The organism is Bacteroides stercorirosoris (assembly GCF_900142015.1).
GTDB lineage: Bacteria > Bacteroidota > Bacteroidia > Bacteroidales > Bacteroidaceae > Bacteroides > Bacteroides stercorirosoris.
Map to the genome: position 1 here is coordinate 52,130 of NZ_FQZN01000021.1, position 12,362 is coordinate 64,491.

Sequence of the window (12,362 nt, forward strand, 5' to 3'; positions counted from 1 at the left end):
ATTTTATTTATGTACAATTTTATGAAGAAAGGGGCTTTCATGCTCCTTGTTGCCTGCCTTGCGATGGGTATGGCAAGTTGTAGTGACGATGACCCCGATTACAGCAATGTAACCCCGCCTACAGTGGCTGTGACACATAGTATCAGCGGACGTGTGACAGGTGTTGACGGTGAGGGTATTTCGGCAACCGTTTCCATGGGCGGGACATCCGCAACGACTAAGGCGGACGGTACATTCGTGTTTGAAAATGTAGCCGCAGGTACTTATACCTTGAAGGCGGAAGCGGATGGCAAGGAGTCCAAAGAGACTTCCGTTACCGTGAGTGACGGGGACAGCAACAATCCGGTGTGGAACGTGGCATTGAGCAATAAAGGAACTGCGATTAACGTAGAGCCGGACGGTTCTGCCAGCGGTGTTGTCACTTCCGAGACATTGAAAGGGAATGAGGATGGAGAGATAGAAATGACATTGACCGCCCCGGCAGGTGCCGTGGAAGCCGGTACGCAAATCATTGTCACTCCCATCTATTCAACGGATGAGGTTGAACAGGCCGCAGTTCGTTCTGCCGTTACGAAAGCGGTTGGAAGTACCTTGCTGATAGGTACGAGAGTCAGCAGTTCCAACGCGTCGGCCGAATTGCAGGAATCTGTGACGTTAGAGTATGACGTGGATCCTGAGATAGCTGAAACCATCACCGCACAGAAATATGTGAACGGACAATGGGTGGATGCGGAATATACGGTAGGAACGGACGGGAAAGTCACGGTGACAGTTGACCAGTTCACCTCCTACTCGTTGTTATGCAATGCCACCATCAGCTCATCGAAAACATCGGAGGCTGTCAGCTTCTCTCCCGACTCATGGGACAACCTGTACGGAAGCGGTGACATGGCTGTTTCATCTGCTTCCTATTCCTACAAGATCGGTACGGATATCAGTTCGTCCGGCACGAACAAGATCACCGCTTACCTGATTGAGATCGTGGCACGTGCCGCAGGAGCAGGTGTGACAGAGGCAACTGGTACCTATCCCATCAATGTGACCCTGCCTGTCGGCACGGCCATGAGCATCAGCGGACAGCAGGAGGTAACCACGCTCACCGCATCCGCATTAGGTCGTAGCGTTTCCGGCAGGCAGTATGGGACGGTATCTGTCATAACCCGGTCTTGGAACCGCCAGCATACGGGTGGAACCGATTGACAGAACCGGTGTAAGATTAGCCTTTCATTCATCCCGATACGGAAGCCCCTGTCTGAACCCGGTCACCGGAGGAGACAGGGGCTTTTTCTATATTTTATCTATCCATTGATTTTTTATGGAAACAGGGAATATCTCATTGCAGTATAAGGTACTTCTAGGATACATGATATTGGTCGTGGCCGTTTGCGGCATGGTTTCCATCCTGTTATACGAACGTGACCGTATGCGTACGATAAGATCGGAGACAGCGGAGATACGCCGGATTTGGCATGATATCAGTACGGCCCATCGCCATATCACCGAACTTGCCACCGACGGGGAGTCCGTCATTGTCTGGGAGGATGCCGACTTCCGTGACTACCATGGAAAGCGCCTGCATACGGACAGCCTGCTGCAAACATTGAAATCGAGTTGTGGCATGTTTGTCCTGCCCGGACAGATCGATTCTTTATGTCATTTACTGGAGGCCAAGGAAGAGCATCTGTCCCACATCATGAAAGCCATCGCCCAGCTGGAGGAGGCAGACAGCCTGCTCGCAAACCGTCTGCCAGTCGTTGCCAGGGAAGCGGTCCGCATCCGGACGGTCACCCGGAGGAAGACAGGTGTCGCTGGCTGGCTCGGGGGGAAAAAGAGTGTACAGGTCCTCGAACCGTCGGAAGGGCTACGGGAATTGAATGACAGGCTGGTTGCCATGCAGGAGGAACGTAACCGCCGAATAAATGCATATGCGGACAGCCTGCGCAGGCAGAACAGGACATTGAACCAGAAACTGCACGTGCTCGTCACCCATCTTGACGGGCAAGCGCAGGCGGCGTTCATCAGTCGTGAGGAAAAAATCACGGAAGCCGGAGATTTTTCTTTCAAGCTGTTTGTCTTGGTAATCGTCTCCGCTTCCTCCTTGCTATTCATCTCGTTCCTGATCATACGGCATGACATCAGGAAAGAAAGGGAAGGGCGGGCACAGCTCCAAAGGATAAACCGTGAGAACGAGGAACTGCTCGGTATGCGTAAACAGATCATCCTGACCATCTCGCACGATATACGGGGACCATTGGGCAATATCAGCAACTGTGTGGAGCTGGCCTCGGAAACCCGTGAGAAGAAAAAACGGGAAGGCTATCTGGAGAACATCCGCCATTCCTGCCGCCATATACTGAATCTGGTGAACAACCTGATGGATGTCTATAGGATCAATGAGACCAGGGATACCCGTAATGAGATCCCTTTCCGTTTGGGCAGCCTGCTAGACAACATATCGGAGGAATACGCCCGGAAAGCGGCCGGCCAGGCCCTGCTGTTCGAGAGGTGTCATGAGATTGTCAACAATATCACGGTGAGAGGAGATGCCGACAAGCTGGAACAGATACTGGACAATCTGCTGACAAACGCCATCAAGTTCACCCCGTCCGGTACGGTCCGTTTCCATACCGGATATGCGGAAGGCAGGTTGCATGTGGAGGTAGGCGATACCGGTATCGGCATGGACAGGGAGACACTGGAGCGTGTCTTCCGTCCGTTCGAGCGTGCGGCGCAGGAGATAAACTCTGAAGGGTTCGGTCTGGGGCTCTTTATCACGAAAGGCCTTGTGAAGGTGCTGGACGGAAACATAGACGTGGAGAGCCGGCCGGGCAAGGGCACGATATTCCGCCTGACGTTTCCTCTTCCGGAAACAACGGAGGATCCGGAAACGGAGGAGTTCCAGGTACAGTCCGCCATGGTACTTCCCAAGCGTGTGCTGGTAGTGGATGATGACAGCATCCTTTTGAGAATAACGGAAGACATGCTCGGACGCCACGGCGTGGAATGCACGACCTGCCAGAGCGTAAAAGAGGCGGTTCTCGCGCTCGACCGTCTGGATTACGATCTGGTGTTGACAGACATACAGATGCCCGTGACCGACGGTTTCGGCCTGTTGAAATTGCTGCGCGGTTCGGATATCGGAAATTCCCGTACCATCCCTGTCGCCGTCATGACGGCACGGGGTGACGGCGACTCGGGTGTCTATGCGAGGTCCGGTTTTTGCGGTTGCATACACAAGCCTTTCTCCTCAAAAGGACTGCTGGCCTTTCTTTCCTCCGTAATGGCAGGCAGAGCTGCCGGTGCGTCCCCGTTTGATTATTCCCGTCTGATGGAAAGTACGGACGACCGCCGGCATATGTTCGGGCTTGTCATGAAAGAGTCGGAAAAGGATCTGGCCGAACTGGAAGGGGCAATGGAGGGGATGGACCGTGAGGCCATGCGGAGGACCGTGCACCGGATGGCTCCGGTCTGGGAATTGCTGGGAGCCGGTGACGTGTTGTCGGACTACCGGAAAATCCTGCATGACAAGGCCGCAGGCGACGAGACGGTCAGAGGGCACACCTTGAGGGTTATGGAGCAGATACGGACACTGATGGATGAGGTGAATAATGAATTAGAGAAAAGGGATGACGGGAATGAAAAAGACCTTACTGGTCGTGGAGGATAACCTGATCCTCTGCGATATTCTTGAGAAATGGCTGCTGAAAGCCGGTTATGGAGTATTGACGGCCACGGACGAGCCTTCGGCACGCCGAAAAATCAAAGGGAACGACGTGGCGCTGGTGCTGACGGATGTCCGCCTCCCCGAAGGGGATGGCATCAGCCTGCTGGAATGGAGCGTGTCCCAAGGGTTACACATCCCTTTTGTGGTGATGACCGAATATGCCTCCATTGCGGATGCGGTGCGTGCCGTCAAATTGGGTGCGAAAGACTACTTGCCCAAGCCTGTCCATGAGGAACAACTGATGGAACTGTTACGGGGATTGGTCGGCCTGCCAGTTTCCGTTCCCCCGAGGAAATCATTCATGAAAAGGTTTAGCGTGGCGGTCCGGGAGACCGAACGGATAGCTTGTCGTGTGGCTCCCCTGGATTGTTCCGTCATGATCCTTGGACCGAATGGTAGCGGAAAAGAATCTGTCGCGCAGCTGATCCAACGGCATAGCGGACGTAAGGACAAGCCTTTTGTGGCGGTGAACTGCGGTTGTATCCGGGGGGAACTCGCCGCATCGGAGTTTTTCGGTCACGTGCAGGGGGCGTTTACCGACGCGAAAAAGGATACCGCCGGCTATTTTGAGGCGGCCCGGGGCGGTACGCTCTTTCTTGACGAGATCGGAAACATGCCTCCTGAAATGCAGACACTGCTACTCAGGGTATTGCAGGAAAGAGTGTATTGTCCGGTGGGCAGCCGCAAAGAACTTGAAGCCGATGTACGGATATTGTCGGCCACCAACGAGGATATGGAGCGTGCCATACGGGAGGGGCGTTTCCGGGAGGATCTGTACTACCGTCTCGCCGAGTTTGAGATATGCCAGCCCTCCCTCTCCGAATGTCCGGAGGATATATTGCCGTTGGCGGATTTCTTCCGTAAGCGACATTCAGAAGAGATACGTGTGGAAACCTCCGGTTTTACCGAACAAGCCAGAATCTCCATGCTTTCCCACTCATGGCCGGGCAATGTACGTGAACTCGGTAACCGGGTAAGGCGTGCCGTATTGCTGGCGGAATCCCCCTCGTTAACCCACAGAGATTTGGGTCTTGAGGCGGCCGTTTGTAAAACAGGTGGAAAATGCAAGAAAGGCTTGATGGAAGAAGCGGAAGAGAAAGAACGAATAAGGAAGATCCTGGAAGAATGTGGAGGTAAGATCAGCCGTGCGGCAAAAATGCTGGGGATGAGCCGTCCGACACTATACAAGAAAATGGAAATGTATGGATTGAGATAGAATTTTCATATGTTTCGTTCATATATAAGCCGGCAGATTCCGTTGGAGAAAGTTTTGCGGCCAGGAAGTTTCCAGCGGGCAGGCTGGAATTCTTCCGTCAGGGGGGATTCCGCCACCATAAGAAAGGGGTAGCGGATAAAGTACCGTCTCGTCCACCAGATTATACCGGAAAAGTCCATCGGCATATTCCGCGCTACCTCCATCTCCTACTCCTGCCAGATAAATGCAATCCTTGTCGTGCTTTTACCTTACATTCGGCAAGGGACATTCAGTAAATCCTATAAAATTAGTCAACTGATTCATACTTACAGTATTGTGAATTAGTTGTTTTTTTGTATCTTTCGATATTCCCCCGCAAATAAGGTTTGACAGCCAAAACGGGGGGGGAATATCCAAACTAAGATATGGCGAGGATACAAAATATTTCAGAGATTCATCCTACTTTGGGATTTACAGAATTCGAATTTCTTCAATTACCCATGCACTTGTCATGATTTGTCGGGTTCCTTTCCTTTTTCGCTTTCCAGACCCAGTCGTTTACGGAGTTCCGGGTCATTTTTGATGCGCCGCATCTCCTCATTGATAATAGCCTGTGCGTCCGCCTTGATCTGGTCGTAATTGCGTTGTATCTGTTGCATCATGATGTCGTTACCGTTCCTGTCCTTGAAGTCGTTGATGACCGGGACTCTCTGATAAGCCTTTTCTTCCGCGCTGATCCTGGCATGGTCTACGACGATTTCGGCATGAAATATTTTCTGTTCTATCCTCTCATCGAAATTATCCGCCACAGCTCCGACAAACGTGCCTTGCGAGAGGTTGGCAATCTTGGATGCCGGAATAAGCGAGTCAAGCTGTGTGTTGATGGAGGTGGATACGTCCTGACGGTTGATGGAAACGGACTGACGCTGTTGGAGCACTTTGCCGAAGCGCTCTGAAAGCGTTTTTGCGGTTTCCCCGACTACCTGTCCGCTGAAAATATTCCCCACCGTGTTCTGGATGACCTTGGATTCCTTTTCACCGTAATCGCGTGTCAGCTGGCTGAAATCCTGAAAACCCAGAAGCACGCCCACCTTGTTGCTTCTCGCCGTCGCGATTAGGTTGTCAAGCCCACGGAAATAGATGGTGGGAAGCTCGTCGATGATGACGGCGCATTTAAGCTGTCTTTTCTTGTTGATAAGCTTGACGATACGGGAATTGTATAATCCGAGCGCTGCCGAATAAATGTTCTGCCTGTCCGGATTGTTGCCCACACAGAGCAGTTTGGGTTCTTTCGGATTGTTGATATCCAATGAGAAATCATTACCGGTCATCACCCAGTAGAGTTGTGGGGAGATCATGCGCGTAAGGGGTATTTTTGCCGAGGCTATCTGGCCCTGGAGCTGGTCCTGGGCATTTCCTTTCCATGCGTCCATGAAGGGGGAAAGATAGTTTTCCAGCTCCGGATAAGAGGTCAGGATGGTGAACAGATCCGAGTAGGGCTTGTTGAGCAGTTCCACCGCGTGGGGAAACGTACAGTAAATGCCGTTCTTGTAAATCTTTAAATACCAGATTATTGCCGCGAGCAGAATGATGGGGGACTCCACGAAGAAGTCCCCCTGTTTTTCGATCCAGGTGCGGTTGAGGTTGAGCATTATCGTATAGCTCGCCTCATACGCGTCGGATATGTCCGTCATGAATTCCGGATTGATGGGATTGCAACGGTGCGACCTGCGTGGATCATCGAAATTGATGACATAGAACCGGGGCTTGACCTCGTATTTGTCCATATTCTTCAATAACGAGTTATAGGCGATGGTGGACAGGTCGTCAAACTTGTAATCGTAGATGTAGATCGCGAAGCCCTTGGCGATAAGCTGGCGGATGTAGCTGTTGACTATCGCGTAGGACTTGCCGCTGCCCGGCGTCCCGATAACCATGCAGGCTCGAAAAATATTGACTATGTTGGCAAATCCATTATGCCACCGCCTGTTATAATAAAATCTTGTAGGGAGATTCACCGAATACTCGTTCTCGATCAGACGGGTTTCCTGCATGAAACTCTCGTTCTCCATGTTGAAGACGTCCTCCATGAGGTTGTGCTTATGGAGCCGGCTCATCCACAGACCCGCCATCAACAGGCCAAGATAACCCGCGGTAAGCGTGCAGATATACAATATGGAGCCCACCGTGTGTGGCAAAGATAGCTCAAGCAGCCACCAGTTCAGAAAAAACAGCACGCTTCCAGCCACCAGGGCCGTATAGATCTTGTGCCAGGTGATTTTTTCCCCTTTGATCCCATGCGTGCCCAGACAGGAGGTGGCCAGCAAAAGCACCGCCAGCAGCTTGGTCCAGAGGATACAGTTGAAAACACCGGTCGTGTTGTTGAAGTTTACCAGAATCCGGTCTATCACCTCAAGGTTCAGATGCCATGCGGTGATACTTGGATAGCAGTACACATAAACGTGTACCACCAAAAGAAAAATACTCACGGCCCTGCCGAACTCCATTATCTTGGCGAGAGCCCTCAAATCGTCTTCCTGTTGCATAAAAATTGTGGATAAACGGGTTGATACTTGTTTTGTCTAAATGCCACGTGACTTACGCCCGGCTTTCTTCTTTTTCTTCATGCGGCGTGCGAAAGCCTCCTCCTCGTAATCCCGCAGATTGGTTTCCATGGAAAGGATACCCGCTGCCAGTTCGAGCGCACTTTCCTGTCCGTCCTTGTAACGATGATGCCGCCAGAGCTCCGCGGCGGTATGTCCGTCCCGTTCATTTGCGGATATGCCCTCCAACCATTTGAAATAGTCGTTGAACGCATTTGCGGAAAACTCCTTGCCCATGCGTGAGCCGTTGAACACCTCCCGGCGGTTGTGGTCAATGAAGGTGACACCGTAGATACGTCCCCGCTCATTCTCACGGAAGACCACATCGATACGGTTTTGCCCGAGCAGTTCCACAAACCGTTTCCGTGAATCCGCCAGCCGCAAGGCACGGGCGATGTCCCCCTGTATGGACGGTGCCCGTTTCCCTTCCTTGAGGGCTTTCAGGTTCATCAGCATCCGCTTTTCCAACTGTTCATTTCCGAAGCGTTTCCCAAATCGGGAACTCTTGAACGGCGGACTGACCACCCTGCCGGTATCATCCGTGGCCGAATAGACAATGCCGGTGTATGATACACCATTGTATTCTCCCCTGACCTGTTTCGCCTCGATGTTGAGCGTGGACAGTAGCGCGCTATATTCCCCGAAGGTCTGGAAACGGTAGCTTTCCAGCACGGCCTTAAGGGTATTGCCTACCTGATGGCGGACATCTCCCAAGGAGGCGTCCACCTTCCTTAGTTCCGCTTTCGGATTCCGCCTTTCCACATCCGCTCCGTTCCGCAGGCCGAAATCCGCTTCCAGTTCCCGGCAGGCGGTCATGGAACGCCGGTGCTCGTAGGCATCGCTGATCTTTTTCCCCTGTTCATCCACACATACACTGACGATATGGATGTGGGTATTGTGTGTATCGGCATGTTTGTAGGTGATGTAAGGCTGGTTCCCATACCCCATCTTCCGCATATAACGCTCCGCCAGTTCTGCCAGCCGCCCGTCAGTCAGCTGGTCTTCCGGTGCCGGTGAGAGGGAGATGTGCAGGACGGGCTTCTCCGTGTTGCGGTTTGCCAGCAGGTAGTTCTCGAAAGAGAGCAATGCCATGCGTATGTCCCCGCTCGGCAACCCCAGCCGGTCGGAGATCATACGGCTGCCGGAAAGGATCTCAGCCGTACCAGCCGCTACCTTGTCGTAGTTATAGGCAAGCACCCCGTAAAGACTCATGCCATGACTTATTTTTGCAACCATTTCCGCTCGTATTCCTGGGTTAGCGCCATGACCTTTTTACAGACGAGCATCAGCTCGAGGCTCAACCTTTCCAGTTTATAGAGCAATGCCCTCGCCCGTTTCTCCCCGAAATTGTTCTTCAAGGCACGTACCACCTGGTTGTAGTTATTGCCGACAGCCTGGAACTGTTTGTGGAATTCTGTCAGCCTGATGTAATAGTCCATCGTCGCCTTGTCTATTTTCACGACCTTTATCTGTCCCGAGAAGATGGATTTCTTGATGAACAGCGTGAGGTTGCCGACTCCCGAATCCGCCAGCAACTTTTCAAATCTTGTGTTCTCCTCGGCGTTCAGGCGGAAACTGTACTTGCGGTCCGCCGGATCACTTTTGGGCTTTCTGCCCGTCCTTGTCCCTGTTGTTCTCTCCATACACATGAGATTTTTGGTTTGTACTTTTTTTCTCTTCCGGAATCCGCGACTTTGGAGCGGATTCCCCCGCCCCTCTGGGCGGGCAAGTTGGTTCTTGTCGGACAAAAGACTTTTTGTCGGACAAGGACACAACTTGCTCTGTTCGCTTGAACAGAGAATCCTCCTATGGTCGGATTGCCGCGCGACGTTCACGGTGTGCTGTGGTCCGGCGAAGTCAGTTCCTTTCCATTGTCTGATTCCGATTTTGCAAAATTAGACAGTGATAACCGATTGGTAAACAGCGTTTGATATGACATTTGATGACATCTGACGACATCTGATGTCAGGTAGGGGAAATGTTGGCGGAAGTTTCAAGAATAGCCGCTACTTTTGGCACAGTGCATGAGGGCATACATTGGAACATTGTCCTGTAAGATGTATTGCTTGCCTGCCACAGGTGGTGCATGACGCGAATGCGGTATCATCCATGTATGCGCAATGCCATATATGCCGCATGGCAGTCCTGCATGACGGAACACATTGCATCCGTGCAATGCAGTATGGGGTACATTGAGCTCCATATTACATGAATGCAATGCACCTTATACGGCAACACCCTCCGGCAACCGGCATTACACTGATGCAATATGGTATGCAATGTATTCATGCAAACAGGCAAGCAATGTGTCATTGCCATATACCAACGGATGCATTGCCGTGTGATGAAACGAAAAAATCCAGACAGATATGAAACAAGTTATACACTCTAAATTCAAGCCTATGAAGAGAGAACCTTTATTTGTCGCTTTGAGCAACCAGAAAGGCGGTGTGGGAAAATCCACGTTCACCGTGTTGCTCGCCAGTTATTTCCATTACCTGAACGGATATAACGTACTTGTGGTGGATTGTGATTATCCACAGCACAGCATCAGTGCCATGCGGGACTGGGAAGTGGGGAACATTGAAAAGAACGTGCATCTGCAAAACTTGCTGGTGGAACAGTTCGGAACAAGCGGCAGGAAAGCCTACAGCATCCTGAACTCCACCCCGGAGGAAGCCAGGGAGACGGCCGGCCTCTTTCTCGAAAAGTCGGAGCTGGATTATGACCTTGTCCTTTTTGACCTCCCCGGTACCGTGAATGTGCCCGGTGTCTTCCAATCCGTGATCAATATGGACTATGTATTCACTCCGATTACACAGGAAAGGATGGTAATGCGGAGCAGCATGTCTTTTGTCCTTGCCATCAGGGAATACATGCACCGGCATGCGGACGTACCCTTGCGTGGCATCCATATGTTCTGGAACCGGATGGACAAACGGGTGTCCAAAGGCCTGTATAACGGCTATACCGAAATTTTCCGCTCTCTGAAACTACCGGTGCTGGAGACCGTCATTCCCAGTGCGGAACGCTACAACAAAGATTCCGGGATGAAGGGGCCTCTGTTCCGCAGCACCTTGTTCCCTCCATCTTCCTCCGCACTGAAAGGCAGCAACCTGGACTTGCTAGTATCGGAGATGGAAACCATACTGAAACTTAAATAGATAATATTATGACTACCAAGAGAAGAATGGATTACCGGGTGGACGAGGATGCCTTGAAGCGCATGATGGCAGGGGATGTCACGGCATTGGAGGAAACAGTTCCACCGGCTGGGGCTTTGGAAAAAGAGGCCGTCCCTTTCCGGGAGACGCAAGATAAAAAGGCTTCTGTCAGTCCTTCTAAAAAGCAAACGAGGAAATTTCCGGATGAAGTAACCGGTACCAATGAATACCGGCTACGTTTTCTGGAAGCAAAGCTGGCGGGTACAAGAAGGCAGACCTATGTTAACGATACATTATACAGGACTGTTGCCAAAGTATTGCCGGTCATTGCTCCGGATATGTCCGTCCCGATGTTTTTAAACAGTGTCCTGTCAGACCATCTGGAAAGGTATCAGGACATCATCAACGAGATATATAACCAGGAAGCTACACAAAAACCGATAGAATGGAAGAAATAGTTTATTTATCGATACGGCTCGGCTGTACCGCTTATCTATTATATAAGGTATGGGAGCAGAAGAAGAGAATAGGTAAGATATGTGACCTGCTTTATACTCCCCGTAAGAAACCGGAAATGGAGAAGGACCACCACCGGAATCCGGAAAATGCGGCAGATGTGATGGGTGCCACTCGTTTTGTCTATCTGGATGAGAATGCAGGAAAGACCGTTGCCCCTTACATGAGCCAGCAATTGGAAATGGGAAGCGACCTTATCGGCAAGGATGAGGATATTCCGGAAGATGAAGTGGAATGCAAACTGCCTTTGGAGGAGATGAGAATGCTGAAAGACGAACAGGAAAAACTGGACAGCCGTTCTCCCGAGACGGAAGCCATTGTTCCGGCAGTTACTCCCGCCGACTTGCTCAATGTAGGTGACGTGCTGTTCAATTTGGATGGTGCCGGTTCAGATGAGAACAAATCATACCGGGCCGCCATGACACTGCGTGCCATCCAGGAAACGGACATGTTCGAGTTGTTCTCCTCCCAGATGGAGAACAAGAAACTGATAGAGGAGCTGATGGAAAAGTATGTGGATGAGGAAGGGAATGCTCTGCCTTTAAAAAAAGAGAGGAACGTTTCCAAACCTGTCGCAGACTGGAGGAAGCTGGTCTGAAAAGGCAATATCATGTCCGGAAAATCCTGTACGCGTTGAAGTGTACGGGATTTTTTTATCATGTGCAACGGGGGTATCCTGAATTTGACCGGCTTTGCCGCCCATATCCTTCTCCATTCACTTTACATAAAGCCGTACGATGGATGACATTTGATGACATCTGGTGACATATGATGACACCTCTGAATCACAGCGTATTATTCCCTTTTATCTTCGCCGTCGAATTCAAATTTATGTCTTACCCAAACGATTCGACAATGAAGAAAAGAATCCTTTTTTCAGTGATGTGCGCGGCGATTGCCGCCAGTGCTTTCGCGCAGGGCCAAGGCCAGGGCCTTGCCGGTATCAACGAGGCGACCAGCCTCATGACCTCGTATTTCGATCCCGCCACCAAACTGTGCTATGCCATCGGTGCGGTGCTCGGCCTGGTGGGCGGCATCAAGACCTACGGCAAGTTCTCCAGCGGTGATCCCGACACCTCGAAAACCGCCGCCAGCTGGTTCTTTGCCTGCATCTTTCTGATTGTAGCCGCCACCATCCTGCGTTCCTTCTTCCTCTAAGC

General features: G+C 51.4%; 11 protein-coding genes. 7 read left to right on the top strand and 4 right to left on the bottom strand.

Annotated features, from left to right (window positions below):
* Positions 1-9: 9 nt before the first annotated feature.
* The 3 genes from BUC01_RS15885 to BUC01_RS15895 all read left to right on the top strand — a co-directional run bounded on the left by BUC01_RS15885 (position 10) and on the right by BUC01_RS15895 (position 4,940).
* Entirely contained in the window at positions 10-1,200 is a 1,191-nt protein-coding gene (locus BUC01_RS15885; protein WP_025830983.1) for a carboxypeptidase-like regulatory domain-containing protein, read from the top strand.
* Between the two features lie 115 nt (positions 1,201-1,315).
* Entirely contained in the window at positions 1,316-3,667 is a 2,352-nt protein-coding gene (locus tag BUC01_RS15890) for a hybrid sensor histidine kinase/response regulator (RefSeq protein ID WP_025833197.1), read from the top strand.
* A complete protein-coding gene (locus tag BUC01_RS15895; protein ID WP_025833199.1) occupies positions 3,636-4,940 on the top strand; it encodes a sigma-54-dependent transcriptional regulator in 1,305 nt (434 codons plus the stop codon). Before BUC01_RS15890 ends, BUC01_RS15895 begins: the two co-directional genes overlap by 32 nt.
* Before the next feature lie 488 nt (positions 4,941-5,428).
* On the opposite strand, the gene mobC is transcribed toward BUC01_RS15895, so the two are convergent.
* From mobC to BUC01_RS15920, 4 genes are all read right to left on the bottom strand, one after another.
* Positions 5,429-7,465, bottom strand: coding sequence for a conjugal transfer protein MobC (mobC, locus tag BUC01_RS15905; RefSeq protein WP_073314206.1), 2,037 nt, complete (start codon positions 7,463-7,465; stop codon positions 5,429-5,431).
* A gap of 36 nt (positions 7,466-7,501) precedes the next feature.
* Complete coding sequence (mobB, locus tag BUC01_RS15910) at positions 7,502-8,758, bottom strand: conjugal transfer protein MobB (protein WP_025830981.1); 1,257 nt, start codon at positions 8,756-8,758, stop codon at positions 7,502-7,504.
* Positions 8,743-9,165, bottom strand: coding sequence for a conjugal transfer protein MobA (mobA, locus tag BUC01_RS15915; RefSeq protein WP_025830980.1), 423 nt, complete (start codon positions 9,163-9,165; stop codon positions 8,743-8,745). The genes mobB and mobA overlap by 16 nt, the downstream gene beginning before the upstream one ends.
* 350 nt (positions 9,166-9,515) lie before the next feature.
* A complete protein-coding gene (locus tag BUC01_RS15920; protein WP_073314208.1) occupies positions 9,516-9,725 on the bottom strand; it encodes a hypothetical protein in 210 nt (69 codons plus the stop codon).
* Positions 9,726-9,891: 166 nt separating this feature from the next.
* Between BUC01_RS15920 and BUC01_RS15925 the strand changes: the two genes are divergently transcribed.
* From BUC01_RS15925 to BUC01_RS15940, 4 genes are all read left to right on the top strand, one after another.
* Complete coding sequence (locus BUC01_RS15925) at positions 9,892-10,686, top strand: ParA family protein (protein WP_005789995.1); 795 nt, start codon at positions 9,892-9,894, stop codon at positions 10,684-10,686.
* An 8-nt stretch (positions 10,687-10,694) separates the two neighbouring features.
* Positions 10,695-11,144, top strand: coding sequence for a DUF3408 domain-containing protein (locus tag BUC01_RS15930; RefSeq protein ID WP_025830979.1), 450 nt, complete (start codon positions 10,695-10,697; stop codon positions 11,142-11,144).
* The gene (locus BUC01_RS15935) at positions 11,132-11,800 is read left to right on the top strand and encodes a DUF4122 family protein (RefSeq protein ID WP_025830978.1); all 669 of its coding nucleotides are present in this window, start codon (positions 11,132-11,134) and stop codon (positions 11,798-11,800) included. Before BUC01_RS15930 ends, BUC01_RS15935 begins: the two co-directional genes overlap by 13 nt.
* Positions 11,801-12,057: 257 nt before the next feature.
* Positions 12,058-12,360, top strand: coding sequence for a DUF4134 domain-containing protein (locus tag BUC01_RS15940; protein ID WP_025830977.1), 303 nt, complete (start codon positions 12,058-12,060; stop codon positions 12,358-12,360).
* Positions 12,361-12,362 lie beyond the last annotated feature (2 nt).